Below are 23,412 nucleotides of genomic sequence, written 5' to 3' on the forward strand. Positions count from 1 at the left end.
AGCGGGTGGCCCAGGTGGGCGGGCCCTTGGGCGGGCTGCCTTCCCGGCCGGGGCTTCGGGGGCGCGGTCGCGCCTCGCCTGCACGCCGGGTCGGCTCGGCGGCCTGCGGGTCGGTGAGGTGAGGGTCGGTGGGGTGGGGCGCGCCGGGCTCGTAAGCGGTGGGCCCGTAAGCGGTGGGCTTGTGAGTGGAGGGCTTGGGCCATGGGGCCCGGCGCGTCCCCTGCGGGCGCCGCTTGGGGGGTGGCACGAATCCTCCACTGGTGGCGTGCCTCTTCTCGATTTGCCGTCTCTTCGGCTCGCGGTACCTTCAAGCCCACGCCGATGAGGAGAGTGAACGTGAGCAAGTTCGTGCGGCCGGCGGCCGAGGGGGCCGATCCGTTCGGGACGGCGCGGCTGCGGCGCGGTGTGTTGGACGCCTGGGCCACCAGCCCCGCGCGTTTCCGTGAGGACGCCAATGCCGAGGAGGATCTTGTCCTCGGGGGGTATCGGGACCGGCTCGTCGTGGAGCTTGCTCAGAATGCCGCTGATGCGGCGGCCAGGGCCGGTGTGCCGGGGCGGCTTCGGCTCACCCTTCGGGACGGTGTCCTCGTCGCCGCCAACACCGGGGCTCCCCTCGACGCGGCCGGTGTCGAGTCGCTTGCCACCCTGCGTGCCTCGGCGAAGAGGAACACCGGTGAGGGCGCGGTCGGCCGTTTCGGGGTCGGGTTCGCCGCCGTTCTCGCGGTGACGGACGAACCCGCCGTCATCGGGCGGCACGGCGGTATCCGCTGGTCTCTCGCCGAGGCTCGTGAGCTGGCCGCCGACACCGCCCGCCACAGCCCGGGCCTGGGGGACGAGATCCGGCGCCGCGACGGGCACGTGCCGCTGCTGCGGCTGCCTTTCGCCGCCGAGGGAAGCGCCCCGGAGACGTACGACACCGTCGTCATCCTCCCGCTGCGCGACACCGCGGCCGCCGACCTCGCCGAACGGCTTCTCAACTCCGTCGACGACGCCCTGCTCCTCGCCCTCCCCGGGCTCGAGGAGGTCGTCGTCGAGATCGGCGACGGCAGCCCCCGCACCCTCAGCCGACGTACCGAGGGCGCCTTCACCGTCGTGGACGACTCGCGGGACGGGATCAACTACTGGCGTACCGCCGTCGCGCACGGGGCGCTCACGACCGAGCTCCTTGCCGACCGGCCCGTCGAGGAGCGGCTGCGGCCCCACTGGTCCGTCACCTGGGCCGTGCCCGTCGACTCCGACGGCAGCCCGGCCCGGCCCCGTACCAGCCCCGTCGTGCACGCCCCGACCCCCAGCGAGGAGCCCCTCGGCGTGCCCGCGCTGCTCATCGCGTCCCTCCCGCTGGACACCACCCGTCGCCATGCCGCGCCCGGCCCGCTGACCGACTTCCTCGTGCAGCGGGCGGCGGACGCGTACGCCGAACTCCTCGCCGACTGGCGGCCGGTGGCCGCCGGGATCATCGACCTCGTCCCCGGCCCGCTGGGGAAGGGCGAGCTGGACGGCGCGCTGCGCCAGGCGATCCTCGAACGGCTGCCGCGGACCTCCTTCCTGCCGCCCGCCGTCGAGCCGGGCAAGGACGACAGCGACGACCTGCCCGAGTCGCTGCGGCCCAGGGACGCCGAGGTCGTCGAGGGCGCCGGGGCCGACACCGTGCGGGTTCTCGCCGAGGTGCTGCCCACCCTTCTGCCCGCCGGGCTCGAACGCCGGGTGGAGCTGCGCACACTGGGTGTGGCCCGGGTTCCGCTCACCGACGCGATCGACCGGCTGGCGGGTCTGGAGAAGGAGCCCGGCTGGTGGTGGCGGCTCTACGACAGCCTCGCGGGGGTCGACCCCGACCGGCTGTCCGGGCTGCCCGTGCCGCTTGGCGACCGTCGGACCACCATCGGGCCCCGGCAGGTCCTGCTGCCGACCGCGGAGGCGGCCCGTGTCGACTCGGACGTCCTCGCCCGGCTCGGCCTCAAGGTCGCCCACGCGGACGCCGCCCATCCGCTCCTGGAGAAGCTCGGCGCCCTGCCCGCGACCCCGCGTGCCGTCCTCACCACCCCGCAGGTGCGCGCGGCCGTCGCCGCCTCCCTCGACGACGAGGGCGGGGTGAGCTGGGAGGAGGACGCCCCGGACGCCGAGGAGCTCGCGGACACCGTTCTCGCCCTGGTCCGGGACGCGGGCCTCGAACCCGGTGACGAGCCCTGGCTCGGCGCCCTCGCCCTGCCCGACGAGGACGGGGAGCTGTCCCCGGCGGGCGAACTCGTCCTGCCCGGCAGCCCCTTCGCCCAGGTCATCCGCGAGGACGAACTCGCCTCCGTGGACGCCGAGCTGGCCGAGAAGTGGGGCGAACAGCCGCTGGCCGCCTGTGGTGTGCTCGCCGACTTCGCCCTCGTCCGCGCCACGGACGTCGTCCTCGACCCGGACGAACTGGAGCCCCGGGAGGGCGACTTCGCCGAGCCCGACGACGCGGGGCTCCTCGACGCCGTCGACGTGTGGTGCGAGGACATCCTCGACCGGTTCCCGGACACACCCGTACCGCCGGTGGCGACGGAACTCGTCGCCGTGCGCGACCTCGACCTCGTCGACGACGACCGCTGGCCCCAGGCCCTCGCCCTGCTCGCCCAGCCGCCGCTGCGCGACGCCCTCACGCAGCCGGTCCGCATCCTGCTCCCCGACGGCACGCATGAGGTCGTACGGCCTTACGCGGCCTGGTGGTTGCGCGGGCACCCGGTGCTCGACGGCCGTCGGCCCGCCGGTCTTCTCGCGGCCGGTGGTGACCCGTTGCTGCGCGGTCTGTACGACGAGGCCGACGCCACCGGCTTCGACGACGAGCAGGTGCTGCGGGCGCTGGGCGTACGCACCTCCGTGGCAGCGTTGCTCGACGAGCCCGGCGGCGCCGCCGAGCTGCTCGAACGGCTCGCCGACCCGGAGCGTCCCGTCACCGCCGCCCAACTGCACGGCCTCTACGGTGCGCTGGCCGAGCTGGACCCCGAGCAGGTGACCCTGCCGGAGGAGCTGCGGGCCGTGGTCGACGGGCGCGTGGAGGTCGTGGACGCGGCCGACGCCGTGGTCGTCGACTCGCCCGACCTGCTGCCGTTCACCACGGGCGTGCCGCTGCTGCCCGTACGGCCGTCGCGGGCCGCCGAGTTGGCCGAGCTGTTCCAGGTGCGGCGGCTGAGCGAGTCCGTCACCGGCGAGGTCGACTCCGAGGGCACCGAGCACGACGTACCGGAGCCGGTGCGGGTGCTGCTGGGCCCGCGGACCCCGTCCTCGTACGTCGAACACGAGGAACTCGTCGTCGACGGCGTGGAGATCGACTGGCGGCTGACCAACGACGGTGTCCTGCACGCGTCGACCCTGGAAGGCGTCGCCGCCGGACTCGCCTGGGCGGCCGGCCAGTGGCCCCGCCGCTTCGAGGTCGCGGCACTGCTGGAGGACCCGTCCAGGACGGGGGAGTTGGCACGGGACCGCTGGTTCGACTGACCACCTGCCGTGCCCGCGGGGTCACACCGGCGGGCACGGCACGGTCGTAAAGTTCCGTCCACTGAATCTTCACGACTTGTACAACCTTTCATTCCCGCTGTGCATCTGATCAGTCGGAGTCAATGGACTCCGCGATCATTCGGGCCCCGACGTGATCACGAGTCGTGCGAACGACGGCCGTCGGGGCCCCTCTTCAGTGGGGGGAACATGCGCATTCGTGCCACCGTCGCCGCCGTCTCGGGCGCTCTGGCTCTCTCCGCCCTCGCCGTGCCGGCCGCGCAGGCCGACCCGCAGGGCGACGCGGGCGTGTCCAAGCCGACCGCCGCCGAGCGCTGGGGTGTGTCGCCGGGCAAGTCCTCGGTGAGCGGGGTGCGGCCCGACGAGCTGCCCAAGGTGTCCAAGGTGACCATCAACGGCGGCAAGAACATCGTCGTCGGCACCACCTACGCCAAGACCTTCACGGTCTCCGTGACCGCGAGCCACCCGAGCGGCATAGCCGACGCCTACATCGACCTGTGGCACGGCGAGGGCCCCGGGGAGGGCGAGTACGACGGCGCGCTGGTGTCCGACGCGGAGGCCGCCGACTGCACCGCGTCCAGCGCGACCACGTCGACCTGCAAGCTCAGCATCACCGCCACCCCGGGCTACGACCTGTACGCCAACCTGCTGGCCGGTACCTGGCACGTCACGACGGGTGTGCTCGCCGGTGACGGGACCAACGTCTACTGGAACGACTACCAGGCCACCCACCGGGTGCAGCGCAACTCGACCCTGACGGTCAACGCCGCGCCGGAGCCCGTGAAGAAGGGCAAGACCATCACGGTCACGGGCAAGCTCGCCCGCGCCAACTGGGAGGACTTCAAGTACCACGGCTACACCGGCCAGCCGGTCAAGCTCCAGTTCCGCAAGAAGGGCACCAACACCTACACCACGCTGAAGACCATCAAGACGAACTCGACGGGCAACCTGAGCACCACCGTCAAGGCGTCCACCGACGGCTATTTCCGCTACAGCTTCGCGGGCACCTCGACGACCCCGGCGATCACCACCGCGGGTGACTTCGTCGACGTGCAGTAGGACGCTGACGCCCAGCCGGTCCTAGACGGGAAAGCGGCGGTCGACCCACTTCCACACCAGTTCCAGGGCGGCCGCCCCTACCACCGCGATGCCCACCGCGATCCACGGCATCGTGACACCGACCAGCTTCAGCGCGAAGAAGTGCTGCAACCACGGCACCATCAGCACACACAGGAACGCCAGGCCCATCGCGGCCACCAGCGCGATCCGCCACCAGGTGTAGGGCCGGGCGATGATCGCCAGCACCCACATCGAGATCAGGAACAGCGTCAGCGTCGCCGCGCTGGTCTCCGCGTCCAGCGCGCCGCTGCCGGTGTAGTGGTGCTGGGCCAGCAGATACGTCACGAAGGTCGCCACGCCGGCCACCACCCCGCCCGGGATGGAGTACCGCATCACCCGCCGGACGAAGTGGGGCCGGGCCCGTTCCTTGTTCGGGGCGAGGGCCAGGAAGAAGGCGGGGATGCCGATGGTGAGCGTGGACAGCAGCGTGAGGTGCCGGGGCAGGAAGGGGTACTCCACCTGCCAGCACACCACCAGCACGGCCAGCAGCACCGAGTAGACGGTCTTCACCAGGAACAGCGTGGCCACCCGGGTGATGTTGCCGATGACCCGACGCCCCTCCGCCACCACCGACGGCAGGGTGGCGAAGCTGTTGTTGAGGAGCACGATCTGCGCGACGGCCCGGGTGGCCTCGGAGCCCGAGCCCATCGAGACGCCGATATCGGCGTCCTTCAGGGCGAGGACGTCGTTGACGCCGTCGCCGGTCATCGCGACGGTGTGCCCGCGCGACTGCAGGGCGCCCACCATGTCCCGCTTCTGCTGCGGGGTGACCCGCCCGAACACGGTTCCCTCGTCGAGAGCCCGCCCCATGTCGTTCGTGTCGGCGGGCAGCCGGCGCGCGTCGACCGTGCTGCCGGCGAGCCCCAGCTTGCCCGCCACCGCTCCCACCGACACCGCGTTGTCGCCGGAGACCACCTTGGCGTGGACGTCCTGCTCGGCGAAGTAGCGCAGGGTGTCGGCGGCGTCCGGCCGCAGCCGCTGCTCCAGTACGACGAGGGCGGCGGCCTTCGCTCCGTCGCCGACGCCGGGATGGTCGAGGTCGTGGTGGGCGCGGGCGAGCAGGAGCACCCGCAGGCCCTGCTCGTTGAGCCGGTCGGTCTCGGCGAGGGCGGGATCGTCGTCGGCGAGGAGGACGTCGGGCGCCCCGAGCAGCCACGTACTGCTCTCCCCGTTGCCCTCGTTGAACGTGGCGCCGCTGTACTTGCGGGCCGAGGAGAAGGGCAGGGACTCGGTGCAGCGCCAGTCGTCGGTGTCCGGGTAGGCCTCGATGATCGCCTGGAGGGAGGCGTTTGGCCGCGGATCGGACTCGCCGAGCGCCCCGAGGACCCTTTGTACGTACGACTCGTCGCTGCCGTTGAGAGGGCGCAGCTCCATGACGTCCATGCCGCCCTCGGTGAGGGTGCCGGTCTTGTCGAGGCAGACCGTGTCGACGCGGGCGAGGCCCTCGATGGCGGGGAGCTCCTGGACGAGGCACTGTTGCCGGCCGAGCCGGATGACGCCGATCGCGAAGGCGACGGAGGTGAGCAGGACGAGCCCCTCCGGGACCATGGGCACGATGCCGCCTACGGTCCGGGCGAGGGAGTCCTTGAGGTCGTGGTCCTTCACGACGAGCTGTGTGATGACCAGGCCGATCGCGGCCGGGATCATCATCCACGTCACGTACTTGAGGATCGTGGAGATTCCGGTGCGCAGCTCGGACTGGACGAGGGTGAAGCGGGACGCCTCCTCGGCGAGCTGGGCGGCGTAGGCCTCGCGGCCGACCTTGGTGGCCTGGAAGGCCCCGCCACCGGCGACGACGAAGCTGCCGGACATGACCTGGTCCCCCGGCCGCTTGACGACGGGGTCGGCCTCGCCGGTGAGCAGCGACTCGTCGATCTCCAGTCCGTCGGCCTCGCGGCAGACGCCGTCGACGACGACCTTGTCGCCGGGCCCGATCTCGATCAGGTCGTCGAGGACGATGTCTCCTGTCCCGACCTCGGCGGCGGTGCCGTCCCGTCGTACGGTCGGGCGCGCCTCCCCGATCACGGCCAGCGAGTCCAGGGTCTTCTTCGCCCGCCACTCCTGGATGATGCCGATGCCGGTGTTGGCGAGGATCACGAAGCCGAAGAGGCTGTCCTGGATCGGTGCGACGAACAGCATGATCAGCCAGAGCACGCCGATGATCGCGTTGAACCGGGTGAAGACGTTCGCACGGACGATGTCGGCGGTGGACCGGCTGCTGCGCACCGGCACGTCGTTGACCTGCCCACGTGCGACGCGCTCCGCGACCTGGGCCGTGGTCAGCCCGCTCGCCGGGGCGGAGGGGACCGGCACGGGGTGCACGGGGTCGAGTTCGGCGCCCGCGTCGATATGCGTCATGCATTCGACGGTACGTGCGGATTTGGGGCTTCACCCGCCGAGTGGGCGGAAGATCCGACCAGGGGAGGACGGATGTCGTGCGGTGGTTGTACGCGGGCTACTCGACGGCCGACTGCAGTTCCGTCGCCCTCTTGATCGCCGCGTCCCGCTTACGGACGTACCAGATGCCGATCAGTCCGAGACCCGCCCCCGCCAGGCATGTCCACACCCACCAGGTGTGGTCGTGGTCGGCGAACCAGCCGTAGAAGGGGAGCTGAACGAGGAAGAGGACGAACCACAGGATGGTGCCGCCGGTGATGGTGGCGACCACGGGGCCCTCCAGGGGCTCCGGCGCCTCGTGCTGGGGTGTCCACTTCGCCATGGGGACAGCTTACGAGGCGATCACATCTACGCGCGGAGATGGCATTGCCCGGCTCATATGTTCATACTGAAACAGTTTGTTTCCAGTCACTTCTGTTCGTATGAAACGCCAACGGCGCCTGGGGGAAGTCCGATGGTGATGAGGTCACGCATGCCCACCTCGGCCCCCGCCAAGGTTCCCGCGCCCGAACAACCGGGCGGCGCGCCCGCACACGGCGCACTCGACCGCTACTTCAAGATCTCCGAGCGGGGCAGCACCCTCGCCCGCGAGGTCCGAGGCGGTTTTGCCACCTTCTTCGCGATGGCGTACATCATCGTGCTGAACCCGATCATCCTCGGCAGCGCGAAGGACATGTACGGGCATCATCTGGACAACGGCCAGCTGGTCACCGCGACGGCCGTGACAGCGGCGTTCACCACTCTCCTCATGGGTGTCATCGCCAACGTACCGATCGCCCTCGCCGCCGGCCTCGGTGTGAACTCGGTCGTCGCCCTTCAGCTCGCCCCCCGGATGTCCTGGCCGGACGCCATGGGCATGGTGGTCCTGGCCGGCTTTGTCGTGATGCTGCTCGTCGCCACCGGTCTGCGCGAGCGCGTCATGAACGCCGTCCCCTACAGCCTGCGCAAGGCGATCTCCATCGGCATCGGCCTGTTCATCATGCTGATCGGCCTCGTCGACTCCGGCTTCGTCTCCCGCATCCCGGACGCCGCCCAGACCACCGTGCCGCTCCAGCTCGGCGCCGACGGGCACCTCAATGGCTGGCCGGTGCTGGTCTTCGTGCTCGGCGCCCTGCTCACCCTCGCGCTCATCGTCCGCAAGGTCTCCGGCGCGATCCTCATCTCGATCGTCGCGATGACGGTGCTCGCCGTCGTCATCAACGCCGTCGCCAAGGTGCCGTCCTGGGGCCTGACCACGCCCAAGTGGCCCGGCAACCCGGTCGCCACCCCCGACTTCGGCCTGATCGGCGAGGTCAGCCTGTTCGGCGGGTTCGCCAAGGTCGGCGTGCTGACCGGCGTCCTCTTCGTCTTCACCGTGCTGCTGTCCTGCTTCTTCGACGCCATGGGCACGATCATGGGCGTCAGCGACGAGGCGAAGCTGACCGACGCCCAGGGCCAGATGCCCGGCATCAACAAGGTCCTCTTCGTCGACGGCATCGCCGTGGCCGCCGGTGGCGCCAGCTCCTCCTCGGCCACCACCTGCTTCGTGGAGTCCACGGCCGGCGTCGGCGAGGGCGCCCGCACCGGCCTGGCGAACGTCGTCACCGGCGGACTCTTCGCCGTCGCCCTCTTCCTCACCCCCGTCGCCACGATGGTCCCCTCCCAGGCGGCCACCCCGGCCCTGCTCGCGGTCGGCTTCCTGATCCTGGCGGGCTCGGTGAAGGAGATCGACTGGGCGGACCACACGGTCGCCATTCCGGCCTTCGTGACCATGGTGATGATGCCGTTCACCTACTCGATCACCAACGGCATCGGCATGGGCTTCATCACCTTCGTGGTGCTGCGCCTGGCTGCGGGCCGGGGCAAGGAGATCCCGGCCGCGATGTACGTCGTGGCGGCCGTGTTCGCCTTCTACTACCTGATGCCGGCGCTGGGCCTGACCTGATGGACGCGATCGCGCCTCACATAAGCCCGTAGAACTTCTCCGTCTCCTCGACGGCGGTCTGGAACCGTTCGTCGAAGTCATCGCGAATGAGCGTCCGGACGACATAGTCCTGGACGCTCATTCCTCGTCTGGCGGCGTGTTCCCGAAGCCGTTCCAGCAGGTCGTGGTCTATTCGCAGGCTGAGCACGCTGGTCCCCATGTGCAGAGGGTCGCCGCAGGCTTCGGGGCAGCGCGTTACGTTCCGCAGTGGGATCACCCGGACGAGTGACAGTGGGGGTCCAGTGGCCGGTATCACGTGCTCCCGCGTGTCTCCGGTGGTCCTTAGGGAGGGTAATGAGTTACGCTAAGGAACATGCCGGACCTTACCCATGGCGACGACGCGGCCGCCGTGAACTCCCTGCGATCCGCCGTGATGCGACTGTCGCGTCGCCTCAAGCACCAGCGGGTCGACGAATCGCTGAGCCCCACCGAGATGTCGGTGCTCGGCACCCTCTCCCTCTGCGGAAGCGCCACCCCCGGCGAACTCGCCCGCAAGGAGCACGTCCAGCCGCCCTCGATGACCCGCATCGTGGCGCTGCTCGAGGCCAAGGGCCTGGTCCGACTGGAGCCGCACCCCGAGGACCGGCGCCAGAAGGTCGTCACGAAGACCGAGCAGGCCGAGGCGATGCTCGAGGAGAGCCGCCGCAAGCGCAACGCCTTCCTGGCAACCCTGGCCGACGGCCTCGACGAGGACGAGTGGGCGAAACTGCGCGCCGCCGCCCCCGTACTGGAGAAGCTCGCACACCTGTAAGCGCAGTAACACGCGAGTGAGCCGAAAGGGCGCACCGTTGTCGAAGGGGCGAACGCGCGGAGGCCCGAAGGGCTGAGCACGATCGCCCCCTCGACACCGGCGGAAGGCGCCCCGTAGGCGAACGAGCAAAACAAAGAGGAGGCGAACCTACTTGAGTACGGGACCCGGAGCAGCTTCCGCCCCCGCACCAGACACCCACGACTCCCCGCCCACCCCCGACCGCTCGCGCAAGTCCTCGATGTTCAGCTCGCTGAGCATCCGCAACTACCGCCTGTTCTTCCTCGGCCAGGTCGTCTCCAACACCGGCACCTGGATGCAGCGCATCGCCCAGGACTGGCTGGTCCTCAGCCTCACCGGCTCCTCCACGGCCGTCGGTGTCACGACGGCCCTGCAGTTCCTGCCGATGCTGCTCTTCGGCCTCTACGGCGGCGTCCTCGTCGACCGCCTGCCCAAGCGCCGCACGCTGCTCGTCACGCAGACCGCGATGGCCGTCACCGGCGTCGCGCTCGCGCTGCTCACCCTCTCCGGCCACGTCCAGGTGTGGCACGTGTACGTCGCCGCCTTCGCGGTCGGCCTGGCCACGGTCGTCGACAACCCGGCCCGCCAGTCCTTCGTCAGCGAGATGGTCGGCCCCGACCAGCTGCAGAACGCGGTCAGCCTGAACTCCGCGAACTTCCAGTCCGCCCGCCTGGTCGGCCCCGCCGTCGCCGGCCTGATGATCACCGGCGTGGGCACCGGCTGGGCGTTCCTCGCCAACGGCCTCTCCTTCGTGGCGCCCCTCGCGAGCCTGCTGCTGATGCGCCCGCGCGAGCTGCACGTCATCCAGCGTGCCCCGCGCGGCAAGGGCCAGCTGCGGGAGGGCCTGCGCTATGTCGCCGGGCGCCCCGAGCTGATCTGGACGATCGTCCTGGTCGGGTTCATCGGCACCTTCGGCTTCAACTTCCCCGTCTACCTCTCGGCCTTCGCCGACGACGTCTTCCACGCCGGCGCCGGCTCCTACAGCCTCTTCAACACCCTGATGGCGATCGGTTCCCTCGCCGGCGCTCTCCTCGCGGCCCGCCGGGGCACGGCCCGGATGCGGGTGCTGACCGCGGGGGCGCTGGCGTTCGGCGCGATGGAGCTGCTCGCGGCCACAGCCCCGTCCCTCTGGCTGTTCGCGCTGCTCATGGTCCCCATCGGCATGTTCGGCATGACGGTCAACGTCACCGCGAACACCAGCGTGCAGATGGCGACCGACCCGGCCATGCGGGGCCGGGTGATGGCCCTGTACATGATGGTGTTCATGGGCGGCTCGCCCGTCGGCGCCCCGATAGCGGGCTGGATCACGGACACGTACGGCGTCCGCGCGGGCCTGGCGGCGGGCGGCGCGATCTCCGCAGCCGCAGCCGTGACGATCGGCCTGGTCCTGGCCCGGGTGGGCGGACTGCGCCTGTCGGTCGGCTGGAACCGCGGCCACCCCCACGTCCGTTTCGTCCCCCGCGAACCGGAGGAGCGGGACCGACTCGCGACGGTGGCATGACCGCGCGGGGGCACGTGGCAGGGTGACACCCATGAGACTCTTCGCCGCCGTGCTCCCGCCGACCGACGTGACCGACGAACTGGCTGCGAAGATCGCCGAACTGAAGAAGCTGCCCGGCGCGGCCGACCTGCGCTGGACCGGCCGCCCGGGCTGGCACTTCACCCTCGCGTTCTACGGCGAGGTCGACGACGAGGCCGTACCCGACCTCTCGACCCGACTGGAACGCGTCGCACACCGCACCGCCCCCTTCCCCCTCTCCCTCCAGGGCGGCGGCCAGTTCGGCCACGGCCGGGCCCTGTGGGCGGGGGCACACGGCGACCTGGACACCCTGCGCCTGCTGGCCGACCGATCAGAGGCGGCGGCACGCAAGGCGGGCCTGCCGATGGGAGAACACCGCCGCTACAAGCCCCACCTCACGGTGGCCCGCAGCCGCGACGCCTTCCCCGTACGCCCGTACGTCGACGCCCTCGCCCCCTTCACCGGCACCACCTGGACCGTCCAGGACCTGGCCCTGGTCCGCAGCAACCTGCCGAAGTCCGGCGTGCCGGGCGAGCAGCCCCGCTACACCCCGGTCGCCCGCTGGCCCCTGGGTGCGGCCGGTTAGGCTCGAAGGCGTGGACCCGAAAACCCGGAACCGGATCATGGCCGGTGCGCTCGTGCTGCTGTTCGTTGTTGTCGCGTTGGCGGCGGCGCTCGGGAAGTGAGCGTCGGCCGGGGAACTGCGGGCCGTGTCGACCTGCGGGCCGGTGGGGGCTGGCCGCGCCCACGCGGCGGAGCCGCAGATCGATACAGCCCCGCGCCCCTGACAGGCACTCCGCGTTACCAGGCGAAGGCCTCCGGAGAGGGGCCGGGCCCCGGGAAGATCTCGTCGAGCCCGGCCAGTAGCTCCTCGCTCAGCTCCAGCTCGACCGCGCGCAGGGCGCCCTCCAGCTGCTCGGCGGTACGCGGACCGACGATCGGCCCCGTGACCCCGGGCCGGGTCAGCAGCCAGGCCAGTGCGACCTCTCCCGGCGCCAGCCCGTGCTTGTCGAGGAGATCCTCGTACGCCTGCAGCTGCGCCCGCACGGAGCTGTTGGTGAGCGCGTCGGCGGACCGCCCGGAGGCACGCCGCCCGCCCTCGGCCTCCTTCTTGATCACGCCACCGAGCAGCCCACCGTGCAGCGGCGACCAGGGAATGACCCCCGACCCGTACTCCTGCGCGGCCGGAATGACCTCCATCTCGGCCCGCCGCTCGGAGAGGTTGTAGAGGCACTGCTCGCTGACGAGGCCGATGGTGCCGCCGCGCCGGGCGGCGATCTCGTTGGCCTGGGCGATCTTGTAGCCGGGAAAGTTGCTGGACCCGACGTAAAGGATCTTCCCCTGCTGCACCAGCACATCGATCGCCTGCCAGATCTCCTCGAAGGGAGTGTTCCGGTCGACGTGGTGGAACTGGTACAGGTCGATGTAGTCGGTCTTCAGCCGCTTGAGGCTGGCGTCGACGGCCCGCCGGATGTTGAGCGCGGACAGCTTGTCGTGGTTGGGCCAGGCCTGCCCGTCGGCGGCCATGTTCCCGTAGACCTTGGTGGCGAGCACGACCTTGTCGCGCCGCTCACCGCCCTTCTCGAACCAGTTGCCGATGATGCTCTCGGTGCGGCCCTTGTTCTCGCCCCACCCATACACGTTGGCGGTGTCGAAGAAGTTGATGCCCGCGTCCAGCGCCGCATCCATGATCGTGTGGCTGTCGGCTTCGTCCGTCTGCGGGCCGAAGTTCATGGTGCCGAGGACGAGTCGGCTGACCTTGAGTCCGGTGCGTCCGAGCTGCGTGTACTTCATGAATACCTAGCCAACGGCTTGGAGTGCGCTCTATGCAAGGGGGGTCAGTCGCGGGGGAAGTCGTCTGTCTTGAGGGTGAGGTCGATGACGGTGCCCGTCAGGTCGATGTCGCTGCCGAAGTCGACCCTCGTGCTGGTGACGTAGTGACCGTCTTTCGGGTCGGTATAGACGAAGCACCGACCCTGGTAGGGATCAGCGATGAAGTAGACGGGGACCTCGGCGACCGCGTAGGCGGTCTTCTTCGGGCCGTAGTCGTTGGCGGCCGTGCCCTGCGAGATGACCTCTGCGACGAACTCGACGTCTTCGTGACGCCAGCGGCCTTCGTCGTCCTTCTCGGCGGACTCACGGAGCTTGACGACGTCCGGGCAGAAGCCGTTCTCATGGCCGGGGAAATCGATGCGGACGTCGGAGAAGACCCTCACGCCCTTTTCGAACCTGTGGCGTAGGGCCAAGGCGATCTGAAAGATGATCTCCCAGTGAGTGTCCCGCTGCGGTGTCATGAAGACGTTGCCCCCGACGATCTCGACCCTGAATCCTTCGGGGACGGGCATGTGCTCCAGCCGCTCGAACCACTCGTCCAGGCGCTGGGTGTTCGCGTCGGCCATCGTGATCCTGTCTTCAAGGACGGTCATCTTGGCGCTCCTCCCCGGCGGCCCCATGGACGAGTGCCGCCGGGCAGTACAACGATACGTACGGTGACCAGGACACGGGGAGAGTGGCATATGCCAGGGCGGGGCCGGCCCGGCTACCTGGGGGAGAGGCGGGACGGCCTGCGGCCCCGGGGGCGGCCCTGCGTCGCGTGCCCGGAGCGGGGCATCGGCTCCTCGTGCTCCACGGCCGCGTACTCCCCGCCCAGCCCCCACGCCTGATGCATCGCCCCCGCGAACGCCGCCGCCAGCTTGTGCTCGCCGCTCGTGTTGGGGTGGGTGCCGTCGTAGGTGTCGGTGTGGATGTCGTACGACTCCGGGATCGAGGCCAGCAGCAGGGGTGAGGTCGGCTCGTCGAGGTTCGCCGCGGTCTTGGCCAGCAGCTCGTTGAAGCGGGCGACCTCCGCGGCGAAGGGCGCGTCGGACTCGGCGCGCACATTGGGGATCACGGGGAGGAGGACGACACGGATGTGCGGGTTGGCGGCACGGGCCTCGGCGACGAACTCCCGTGCGTTGGCGGCCGTCTGCTCCGCGTTCGTGTAGAAGCCCAGGTCGATCAGGCCCAGGGAGACGAGCAGCACGTCCGCCCGGCAGCTGCAGACCGTCTCACGGATGGCCGGAGCCATGTGCAGCCAGCCCTCACCCCAGCCTGCCAGGTGAGCGTGCGGGAAGTCCGGGTCGGCGTACTCGTACGACGTCGGCGCGTCCGTCGCCTTGTCGTAGAGCGTCTCGCGGGGACCGACCACGGCGAACGGGGCGTCGTACGTCGCGCGCAGGTGCTGCCACATGCGGTACCGCCATGTGTGCTCGCCCGCGCTGCCGATCGTCATGGAGTCTCCGACGGGCATGAACCTGAGCATCCGCTCATGATGGACGATCAGGCGGTGAGTTGGGGTGTGAGGCTGCCCACCCGTTGCCCACGCGCTAACCCCGCCCACACAACCCGGGATGGCAAGCTGGACCCCATGCGCGCACTCCTCGGTGTGGTCACGGCCGCCGCTCTCGTCGTCCTCACGGGTGCAGGGCCCGCCGTCGCCGCCCCCGCCGCCTCCGGCGACGACGGATTCACCATCGAGGACTCCCGCGTCACCGAGTCGAGCGGCCTCGCCGCCTCCCACCTCCACCCCGGTGTCTACTGGACGCACAACGACAGCGACGACGGCCCGTACCTGTACGCCGTCGACAGCGCCACCGGCAAGACAGTCGCGCGGGTCACCATGACCGGTGTGGGCCGCCCGCGTGACGTCGAGGCCATCTCCATCGGGCCGAACAACGAGATCTACGTCGGCGACATCGGCGACAACCTCGGCGGCTCCTGGTCCTACGTGTGGGTCTACCGGCTGCCCGAGCCCAAGGAGTTGAAGGACCAGACGATCCGGGCGACGCAGTACGTCGTGAAGTACTCGGACGGCGCCCGGGACGCCGAGTCGCTCGTCGTCCACCCCAAGACCGGCCGCGTCTACATCATCGACAAGAACGAGGACGGCGGACACCTCTACGAGGGCCCCGCCAAGCTCTCCGCCTCCGGGACGAACATCTTCCGCCCCATCGCCCCCATCGACCTGTGGGCCACCGACGCCGCCCTCTCCCCGGACGGCAAGCAGCTCGCCGTACGCGGCTACCTCGGCGGCATCGACTACGACTGGAACGGCGGCAAGGTGAAGCGGCTGGAGCAGCTCGACGTCCCCCTGCAACGGCAGGGCGAGTCCGTGAGCTACTCCGCCGACGGGACGAAGCTGATGTACGGCAGCGAGGGGTCCGGCAGTTCGGTCGTCGCGGAGGACGCGCCCGGTGGTGGTTCGGGCAAGTCGCCGTCCAACGGGGGAAGTTCCAGCGCGTCCGGCGACGACACCGGCAGCCCCACCACGCTCAAGACCGGCGCCGTGGCCGTCGTCCTCGCCTGCGTCGCGCTCTTCGGGCTCAGCCGGCTGTTCCGACGTCGTCGTTGACGGCACCTCACCCGTGCGCCCCCTGACGAACATCTCCAGCCCGTCCAGGATCCGCTGCAACCCGAACTCGAAGTGGTCGAAGCCGGGGCTCCAGGTGTCCTCGGCGAGGGAGGCGAGGACGGGGTAGCCGCCGGTGGCCATGACCTTCTCCAGGAGCGGGGCCTGGGCCACGTAGAACTCCGCCGTCGTCTTCGGGACGCCGGTCGGTGGTGGCGACTCCTGGGTCGAGCAGCACGCGCTGCTGGTGGCGGGCGTGTGGTCGGGTGATGTCACGCGGGGTCTGATGACGTCACGCGTATTGACGTGTTCATGTGATCCGCCTTCCATGGGAGGTGCGGGATGTGGGAGCGCTCCCACCCGTTCCGGACCCGCGCCTCCCGAGAGGAAGCAGCGACATGTTCCGCACCTTGCGCAGAGCGCTGTGCGCGGCCGCCGCCGCACTCCTGTTACCGCTGATCCCGCTGGCCACGGCCCAGACGGCCCGCGCGGTGGACGCGGCGGACGCCGGAGCGGGTTACTGGCACACCAGCGGCCGCCAGATCCTGGACGCGGCCGGACAGCCGGTCCGCGTCGCCGGCATCAACTGGTTCGGCTTCGAGACCGGCAACAACGTCGTCCACGGCCTCTGGTCCCGCGACTACAAGAACATGATCGACCAGATCAGGTCGACGGGCTACAACACCCTCCGCATCCCCTACAGCGACGACATCTTCAAGAGCGGCGCCGTCCCCAACAGCATCGACTTCTCCAGCGGCAAGAACGCCGACCTCCAGGGCCTGAACTCCCTCCAGGTCCTCGACAAGATCGTGGCGTACGCCGGTCAGGACGGCCTGAAGGTCATCCTCGACCGGCACCGCCCCGACGGCGGCGGCCAGTCCGCGCTCTGGTACACCTCGGCGGTTCCGGAGTCGACGTGGATCACCAACCTCAAGGCGCTGGCCACCCGTTACAAGGGCAACCCCACCGTCGTCGGCCTCGACCTGCACAACGAGCCGCACGACCCGGCCTGCTGGGGCTGCGGCGACACGACGAGGGACTGGCGCCTCGCGGCGCAACGGGCCGGCAACGCCGTCCTGTCCGTCAACCCCGACCTGCTGATCTTCGTCGAGGGCGTGCAGACCTTCAACGGCGTCTCCGGCTGGTGGGGCGGCAACCTGATGGGCGTCGCCCAGTACCCCGTCCAGCTCGACGTCCCCAACAGGGTCGTCTACTCCGCCCACGACTACGCCACCAGCGTCGCCCAGCAGAGCTGGTTCAGCGACCCGACGTTCCCCAACAACATGCCAGGCATCTGGGACAAGTACTGGGGCTACATCTTCAAGCAGAACATCGCCCCCGTGTGGGTGGGCGAGTTCGGTACGACCCTCCAGTCGACGGTCGACCAGAAGTGGCTGGCCGCGCTGGTGAGCTACCTGCGGCCGACGTCGACATACGGCTCCGACTCCTTCCACTGGACCTTCTGGTCCTGGAACCCCAACTCCGGTGACACCGGCGGGATCCTGAAGGACGACTGGTCGACCGTGGACACGGTGAAGGACGGGTACCTCACGAGCATCAAGGCGCCGGGCTTCCCCGGCGGCGGGACCACCCCGCCCGGTGGCGGCGACGGCGGCGGGAGCACGGCCGCCTGCACCGCGGCCTACACCGTCAGCAGCGACTGGGGCGGCGGCTTCAACGCCGAGGTGAAGGTGACCAACACGGGCACGACGGCGCTCAAGTCCTGGAAGGTGAGCTGGACCTGGCCCGGCGCCCAGAAGGTCACCAGCATGTGGAACGCGTCGTACACCCAGAGCGGGGCGAGTGTGACGGCGGCCAACGCCGACCACAACGGCGCCGTCCCGGCGGGCGGTTCGGCGAGCTTCGGCTTCGGCGGGGCGCCCGGGGGTGGTGGTGTGCCGAGCGTGAGCTGCGTGGCGACGTGACGCAGTCGGCGAACAGGGTGCGGGTCCCGGGAACGAGCCGTGGATCCGCACGACTGCCCCTACCATGAGCAGAATCGGAGGCTGATCGGGGGAAAGGGGCCGGATCGGGTGGAGAGCGACATCGCGGGCGGCGGGTGCTCTGCGAACGCAGACGGCACGTAGCCGTGGCGGAGCTGTCGGACCCGGTCCGATCCGAGGCCGTACTGGTGGGTGTGCACGAGTACTCCGTATTGGAGAACCTGCCCGCGGTGGCCCGCAACCTGGACGGGCTGCGCCAGGCGCTGACGGACCCCGCGGTATGGGGACTGCCCTTCGGTTCCTGCACGGTGCTCCCGCAGCCGCAGAGCGGCCAGGAGGTGCTGGACGTCGTCCTGGAGAGCGCCCGCCGGGCCCAGGACACCCTCATCGTGTACTACGCGGGGCACGGACTGACAGATCCCCACAGCGACGAGCTCTGCCTCGCCCTTCCCGGATCGGACCCCGAGCGCTCGTACACGTCGCTGCGGTACGAATACCTGCGCCAGGCCGTCCTGGACCCGATGCGGCGCGCCCAGCGCATCGTGGTGATCCTGGACTGCTGCTACAGCGGACGGGCCCTGCTCGGCCGGATGAGCGCGAGCGATCACATCGCGGACCAGGCCGCGGTGGACGGCACCTGCGTGCTCACCGCCTCCGCCGAAACCCGTCCCGCACTGTCCCCGCCGGGGGAGTGGTACACGGCGTTCACGGGTGAGCTGATCACGGCCTTGACGGAGGGCGTCCCCGGCCGGCCCGACCCGCTCGACATGGACACCCTCTACCGGCATCTCCACCGGCAGCTGGCGAGCAAGTCCCGTCCGCTGCCGCAGCAGCGCAACCGGAACAGCGGCGGCCTGATCGCCATCGCCCGTAACCGGGCGATGGCCGGGGCCGCGGAGGTGGAGCGGGAGGACGTGCCGGCCCGTCAGCTGGAGGTCGAGAAGCGCATCTCGGACCTGGAGGAGAAGGCCGAAGGGCTGCGGCAGGAGACGGAGCGCATACGCATCGAGGCGGAGCTGCGCGCCCTTGCGACGGTGGCGGTCGCGCACATGCTGGCCAGGGCGATCGCGGCGCCGCCCGAGCCCGACTTCGCGCCGTTCTGGTTCGCTGTGCCGGTGAAGCGCCCCCTCATGGGCGAGCACGGCTCGCTGACTCCGGTGGGGGAACTGGTCACGGGAATTTGGCACTTGGCCGTCGGACAACGGGGTGACGCTCTCGTCGTAAAGACTCAGGACGGCGTCGGCGGACTGCTGCTGGACACCAGCGGTATCGAGCGAGGGAGCGTCGTGGAGGACGCGCAGGCAGCCGTGTCCGCCGGCCAGGGCATCGGATCGGTTCGCCGGCGCGACGAGGCGCGCGAGCGCGTCCAGGAGGCCCTGCTCGGCGCGCAGCAGGTCGCCCACGCGCTCGCGGCCCAGCCCAACCCGTACTTCTTGATGTTCTGGTTCGCGGTGCCGGAGCCACGCCTGCTCTTCAGCGAGGACGGCACGATGACGGCCGTAACGGAACTGGTGCCCGGCATCTGGTACCTGGCCGTCGAGCAACGCGGCGACGCCCTCGTCGCGCAGACCCAGGACGGCCGCAGGGGGATCCTCGTCGACGCGGCGGGCATCCAGCGGGGCTGACCAGGGGGGGCGGAGCGGTCCTACGACAACGGCGGTCCCACGACCGACAACGGCGGTCTCACGACGTGAAGGGCGCCCGGTGATCACCGGGCGCCCTTCACCGACGTACGCGTGACGTCGTCAGAGCTTCTCGATGACGTAGTCGACGCACTTCGTCAGCGCCTCGACGTCCGCCGGGTCGATCGCCGGGAACATCGCGACGCGCAGCTGGTTGCGGCCGAGCTTGCGGTAGGGCTCGGTGTCGACGACGCCGTTGGCGCGCAGCACCTTGGCGACGGCGGCCGCGTCAACCTCGTCCGTGAAGTCGATCGTGCCGATGACCTGCGAGCGCTTGGCCGGGTCGGCGACGAACGGGTTGGCGTACTTGATGTCCTCGGCCCAGCCGTAGAGGGTGCGGGCGGAGGTGGCGGTGCGGCGGACCGACCAGTCCAGGCCGCCCTGACCGTTGATCCACTCAAGCTGCTGGTTGAGCAGGAAGAGGGTGGACAGGGCCGGGGTGTTGTACGTCTGGTTCTTGCGGGAGTTGTCGATCGCCGTGGGGAGCGAGAAGAACTCGGGGACGTGGCGGCCGGAGGCGTGGACGCGCTCGGCGCGCTCGATCGCGGCCGGGGAGAACACGCCGATCCACAGGCCGCCGTCGGAGGCGAAGGACTTCTGCGGGGCGAAGTAGTAGACGTCCGTCTCGGCGATGTCGACGGGGAGGCCGCCGGCGCCGGAGGTGGCGTCCACGAGGACGAGGGAGCCCTCGTCGGTGCCCTGCACGCGCTTGATGGGGGCGGCGACACCGGTGGACGTCTCGTTGTGCGTGAAGGCGTAGACGTCGACGCCCGCCTCGGCCTCGGGCTCGGGGTGCGTGCCCGGGTCGGAGGAGATCACGGTGGGCTCGGCGAGCCAGGGGGCGAGCTTGGCGGCCTTGGCGAACTTGGAACTGAACTCGCCGAAGCTGAGGTGCTGCGACTTGTTCTCGATCAGGCCGTGCGTCGCGATGTCCCAGAACGCGGTGGAGCCGCCGTTGCCGAGGACCACCTCGTAGCCCTCGGGGAGCTGGAACAGCTCGGAGATGCCCTCGCGCACCTGGCCGACCAGGTTCTTGACCGGGGCCTGGCGGTGGGAGGTGCCGAGGAGGGACGTACCGGTGGCGGCCAGGGCGTCCAGCGCCTCCACCCGCACCTTGGAGGGGCCCGCGCCGAATCGACCGTCGGCGGGCTTGATGTCAGCAGGAATCCGGATCTCAGCCACGCTCTGGAGGTTAGCCGGTGAGGAAACCTGGGCGAAACGTGGTCCGTCGGGTGAGACGGGGCTCGTGTCGGCGTGAGACTGCTTTGCTGGACGTATGACGGATCTTGAGGTCGAGCTGCGCGAGGCCGTCCGAGGCGACGTCCGCTTCGACGTCACCTCCAGGGCGCTGGTCACCATGGACGCCTCCAACTACCGGCGGGTCCCGCTCGGCGTCGTCGCCCCCCGGGACGCCGATGACGTGGCGGCCGTGCTGGAGGTGTGTCGTGCACACGGCGTGCCGGTCGTGCCGAGAGGCGGCGGTACGTCGATCGCCGGGCAGGCCACGGGGACGGGAGTGGTGCTGGACTTCACGCGGTACATGAACCGGCTCGTCTCGCTCGAACCTGGCGCGCGCACGGCCGTCGTACAGCCGGGGCTCGTCCTCGACCGCCTCCAGGACGCCGCCGCCCCGCACGGGCTGCGGTTCGGCCCCGACCCGTCCACCCACAGCCGGTGCACGCTGGGCGGGATGATCGGCAACAACTCGTGCGGCTCGCACTCGGTGGCGTGGGGCACGACCGCGGACAGCGTGCGCGAGCTGTCGGTCGTCACCGCGCGTGGGCAGCGGCTGCGGCTCGGGCAGGGGTGGGCCGGAGCCCCGGACGGGCTGCGGGAACTGGTCGACGGTGAGCTGGCCCGCCTGCGCACCGGCTTCCCCGAGCTGCCCCGCCGTATCTCCGGGTACGCCCTGGACGCGCTGCTGCCGGAGAAGGGCGCCGACGTCGCCCGCTCCTTCTGCGGCTCGGAGGGCACGCTGGGCGTGCTGACGGAGGCGGTCGTACGGCTGGTCGAGGCGCCACGCGCGCGTGCGCTGGCCGTGCTGGGCTACGCGGACGAGGGCGCCGCCGCCGAAGCCGCGGCCGGGCTGCTCCCGTACGCCCCGCTCACGGTGGAGGGCATGGCGGCCGACCTGGTGCCGTCGAGGACCGGACTGCCCAAGGGCGGGGCCTGGCTGTTCGTGGAGACCGGCGGGGAGTCACCGGGCGAGGCACGCGCGCGTGCGGAGGCGATCGTGCGCGCCGCCGACGTCGTCGACGCGCTGATCGTGACCGACGCGGCCGGGCAGCGCGCCCTGTGGCGCATCCGGGAGGACGCGAGCGGTACGGCGACCAGGATGCCGGACGGGAGCGAGGCCTGGCCGGGATGGGAGGACTGCGCGGTGCCGCCCGCCCGGCTCGGCGCCTACCTGCGGGACTTCCGGGGCCTGCTGTCCGCCCACGGCCTGCGCGGCACGCCCTACGGGCACTTCGGGGACGGCTGCATCCACGTCCGCATCGACTTCGACCTCCTGACCGAGGCGGGCGTCGGCCGCTTCCGCCGCTTCTCGGAGGAGCTGGCCGAGCTGGTGGTCGCGCACGGCGGCTCGCTGTCGGGGGAGCACGGGGACGGGCAGGCGCGGGCGGAGCTGCTGCCGAAGATGTACGGCGAGGAGATGGTGGCCCTCTTCGAGCGGGCCAAGGGGGTGTGGGACCCCGACGACCTCCTCAACCCCGGGATGCTGGTGCGGCCCGCCCCCCTCGACGCCGACCTCCGATTCGCCGTCCTGCCCCGTGAACCCGTCGACGTGGCCTTCGGCTACCCGGCGGACGGCGGCGACTTCTCGGCCGCGGTGCGCCGGTGCGTGGGGGTCGCGAAGTGCCGTACGACGTCGGTGTCCGGGTCTGCCGTGATGTGCCCGTCCTTCCGGGCGACCGGCGAGGAGGCGCACTCCACGCGCGGGCGGGCCCGGCTGCTGCACGAGATGCTCGCCGGTGAGCTGGTCACCGACGGCTGGCGCTCCACGGAGGTCAGGGACGCGCTGGACCTGTGCCTGTCCTGCAAGGGCTGCCGCTCCGACTGCCCGGTCGACGTCGACATGGCCACGTACAAGGCGGAGTTCCTCCACCACCACTACGCCGGCCGCCGCCGCCCCGCCGCCCACTACAGCATGGGGTGGCTGCCGGTGTGGCTGCGGGCGGTGGCCCGCAGTCGTACCGCACCGGTGGTCAACGCGCTCGCCTCCGTGCCTCCGCTGGCGCGGGTGGCGAAGCGGCTCGGCGGGATCGCCGCCGAGCGGGGGATTCCGCGGGTGGCTTCGGAGACGTTCAGCGGGTGGTGGCGGGGGAGGGGAGGGACCCCGGCCGGCGGTGATCTGGTCGTCCTGTGGCCGGACACCTTCACCGAGCACCTGTCGCCGTCCGTGGGGCGGGCGGCCGTACGGGTGCTGGAGGCGGCCGGGTTGCGGGTGGTGCTGCCGCCGACGGTGCGATTGCCGGGGCCGCCGAGTGCCAGGACCCTCCCGTCCCTTCTGCGGGGCCGGGGCCGTGTCTGCTGCGGCCTCACCTACGTGTCGACCGGCCAGCTCGACCGCGCCCGCGCGGTGATGCGCCGCACCCTCGACCTGATGGCACCGGTCCTCAAGACCTCCGCGCCGGTCGTCGTGCTGGAGCCGAGCTGCGCGGCCGCCCTCCGTACGGACCTGCCGGAGCTGCTGCACGACGACCCGCGCGCGGCACGCCTCGCCGCACGCGTGCTGACCTTCGCGGAGGCCCTGGAGCGCCACGCCCCCGACTGGACCCCGCCCCGCGTCGACCGCCCGGCCGTCGGCCAGACCCACTGCCACCAGCACGCGGTCCTCGGCGACGCCCCCGACCACCGCCTGCGCGCCGCCGCGGGCCTGACCGGTGAGCTGAGCGGCGGCTGCTGCGGCCTCGCGGGCAACTTCGGCTTCGAGCAGGGCCACTACGAGGTGTCGAGCGCCTGCGCGGAGGAACAGCTGCTGCCGTCGGTGCGGGACGCGGCGGAGAGGGCGGATGGGGCAGTGGTTCTGGCGGACGGGTTCTCCTGCCGTACGCAGCTGGAGCAGCTGGCGGGGGTGCGGGGGAGGCACCTGGCGGAGGTGCTGGCGGAGGCGTTGGAAGAGGCCGATGACTGAGGTGGGTGGCCCTCG

At 70.8% G+C, this 23,412-nt stretch carries 17 protein-coding genes and 1 pseudogene; 10 read left to right on the forward strand and 8 right to left on the reverse strand.

What is annotated here, in order from left to right:
* Window positions 1-336 precede the first annotated feature (336 nt).
* Window positions 337-3,465, forward strand: a complete 3,129-nt coding sequence (locus ACFYWX_RS12530; RefSeq protein WP_389423941.1) for a sacsin N-terminal ATP-binding-like domain-containing protein — start codon at window positions 337-339, stop codon at window positions 3,463-3,465.
* Between the two features lie 207 nt (window positions 3,466-3,672).
* Window positions 3,673-4,542, forward strand: coding sequence for a DUF5707 domain-containing protein (locus ACFYWX_RS12535; RefSeq protein ID WP_389423942.1), 870 nt, complete (start codon window positions 3,673-3,675; stop codon window positions 4,540-4,542).
* Window positions 4,543-4,563: 21 nt separating this feature from the next.
* On the opposite strand, the gene ACFYWX_RS12540 is transcribed toward ACFYWX_RS12535, so the two are convergent.
* Window positions 4,564-6,960 (reverse strand): cation-translocating P-type ATPase, encoded by a 2,397-nt coding sequence (locus ACFYWX_RS12540; protein WP_389423943.1) that lies wholly within the window; start codon window positions 6,958-6,960, stop codon window positions 4,564-4,566.
* Window positions 6,961-7,057: 97 nt separating this feature from the next.
* Window positions 7,058-7,321, reverse strand: a complete 264-nt coding sequence (locus tag ACFYWX_RS12545; protein ID WP_389423944.1) for a DUF2530 domain-containing protein — start codon at window positions 7,319-7,321, stop codon at window positions 7,058-7,060.
* A 150-nt stretch (window positions 7,322-7,471) separates the two neighbouring features.
* Here ACFYWX_RS12545 and ACFYWX_RS12550 point away from each other — a divergent pair, with 150 nt between their 5' ends.
* Complete coding sequence (locus tag ACFYWX_RS12550) at window positions 7,472-8,923, forward strand: NCS2 family permease (protein WP_389423945.1); 1,452 nt, start codon at window positions 7,472-7,474, stop codon at window positions 8,921-8,923.
* A gap of 16 nt (window positions 8,924-8,939) precedes the next feature.
* Here ACFYWX_RS12550 and ACFYWX_RS12555 read toward each other — a convergent pair whose 3' ends face one another.
* Window positions 8,940-9,122: a ribbon-helix-helix protein, CopG family gene (locus ACFYWX_RS12555; protein WP_133929027.1), complete on the reverse strand. Its 183-nt coding sequence runs from the start codon at window positions 9,120-9,122 to the stop codon at window positions 8,940-8,942.
* 153 nt (window positions 9,123-9,275) lie between these two features.
* Between ACFYWX_RS12555 and ACFYWX_RS12560 the strand changes: the two genes are divergently transcribed.
* The 3 genes from ACFYWX_RS12560 (at window position 9,276) to thpR (ending at window position 11,836) form a co-directional block, all read left to right on the forward strand.
* Window positions 9,276-9,713, forward strand: a complete 438-nt coding sequence (locus tag ACFYWX_RS12560; RefSeq protein WP_389423946.1) for a MarR family winged helix-turn-helix transcriptional regulator — start codon at window positions 9,276-9,278, stop codon at window positions 9,711-9,713.
* Between the two features lie 151 nt (window positions 9,714-9,864).
* Window positions 9,865-11,232, forward strand: coding sequence for an MFS transporter (locus ACFYWX_RS12565; RefSeq protein ID WP_389423947.1), 1,368 nt, complete (start codon window positions 9,865-9,867; stop codon window positions 11,230-11,232).
* A 31-nt stretch (window positions 11,233-11,263) separates the two neighbouring features.
* The gene (thpR, locus tag ACFYWX_RS12570) at window positions 11,264-11,836 is read left to right on the forward strand and encodes an RNA 2',3'-cyclic phosphodiesterase (protein ID WP_389423948.1); all 573 of its coding nucleotides are present in this window, start codon (window positions 11,264-11,266) and stop codon (window positions 11,834-11,836) included.
* 215 nt (window positions 11,837-12,051) lie between these two features.
* Here the strand turns inward: thpR and ACFYWX_RS12575 are convergent, their stop codons facing one another.
* From ACFYWX_RS12575 to ACFYWX_RS12585, 3 genes are all read right to left on the reverse strand, one after another.
* Window positions 12,052-13,044 carry an aldo/keto reductase gene (locus ACFYWX_RS12575; protein WP_389423949.1) on the reverse strand — a complete coding sequence of 331 codons (993 nt, stop codon included), beginning with the start codon at window positions 13,042-13,044 and terminating at the stop codon, window positions 12,052-12,054.
* Window positions 13,045-13,088: 44 nt separating this feature from the next.
* On the reverse strand, window positions 13,089-13,676 hold the full coding sequence (locus ACFYWX_RS12580; protein WP_389423950.1) for a Uma2 family endonuclease: 588 nt from the start codon (window positions 13,674-13,676) through the stop codon (window positions 13,089-13,091).
* Between the two features lie 113 nt (window positions 13,677-13,789).
* Window positions 13,790-14,551, reverse strand: coding sequence for a GDSL-type esterase/lipase family protein (locus ACFYWX_RS12585; protein WP_389424084.1), 762 nt, complete (start codon window positions 14,549-14,551; stop codon window positions 13,790-13,792).
* Window positions 14,552-14,656: 105 nt separating this feature from the next.
* Between ACFYWX_RS12585 and ACFYWX_RS12590 the strand changes: the two genes are divergently transcribed.
* The gene (locus ACFYWX_RS12590; protein ID WP_389423951.1) at window positions 14,657-15,640 is read left to right on the forward strand and encodes a WD40 repeat domain-containing protein; all 984 of its coding nucleotides are present in this window, start codon (window positions 14,657-14,659) and stop codon (window positions 15,638-15,640) included.
* Window positions 15,641-15,682: 42 nt separating this feature from the next.
* Here the strand turns inward: ACFYWX_RS12590 and ACFYWX_RS12595 are convergent.
* Window positions 15,683-15,811 (reverse strand): annotated as a pseudogene (locus ACFYWX_RS12595) (TetR/AcrR family transcriptional regulator C-terminal domain-containing protein); the annotation flags it as partial.
* Between the two features lie 224 nt (window positions 15,812-16,035).
* On the opposite strand from ACFYWX_RS12595, the gene ACFYWX_RS12600 reads away from it, so the two are divergent.
* Window positions 16,036-17,562, forward strand: coding sequence for a cellulase family glycosylhydrolase (locus ACFYWX_RS12600; protein WP_389423952.1), 1,527 nt, complete (start codon window positions 16,036-16,038; stop codon window positions 17,560-17,562).
* Window positions 17,563-17,726: 164 nt separating this feature from the next.
* Complete coding sequence (locus tag ACFYWX_RS12605) at window positions 17,727-19,205, forward strand: caspase domain-containing protein (protein ID WP_389423953.1); 1,479 nt, start codon at window positions 17,727-17,729, stop codon at window positions 19,203-19,205.
* A gap of 120 nt (window positions 19,206-19,325) precedes the next feature.
* Here ACFYWX_RS12605 and serC read toward each other — a convergent pair whose 3' ends face one another.
* Window positions 19,326-20,444: a phosphoserine transaminase gene (gene serC / locus ACFYWX_RS12610; RefSeq protein ID WP_389423954.1), complete on the reverse strand. Its 1,119-nt coding sequence runs from the start codon at window positions 20,442-20,444 to the stop codon at window positions 19,326-19,328.
* 94 nt (window positions 20,445-20,538) lie between these two features.
* On the opposite strand from serC, the gene ACFYWX_RS12615 reads away from it, so the two are divergent.
* Window positions 20,539-23,397 carry an FAD-binding and (Fe-S)-binding domain-containing protein gene (locus ACFYWX_RS12615; protein WP_389423955.1) on the forward strand — a complete coding sequence of 953 codons (2,859 nt, stop codon included), beginning with the start codon at window positions 20,539-20,541 and terminating at the stop codon, window positions 23,395-23,397.
* Window positions 23,398-23,412 lie beyond the last annotated feature (15 nt).

Origin of the sequence: Streptomyces sp. NPDC002888, assembly GCF_042888465.1 — a bacterium.
Classification (GTDB): Bacteria; Actinomycetota; Actinomycetes; order Streptomycetales; family Streptomycetaceae; genus Streptomyces.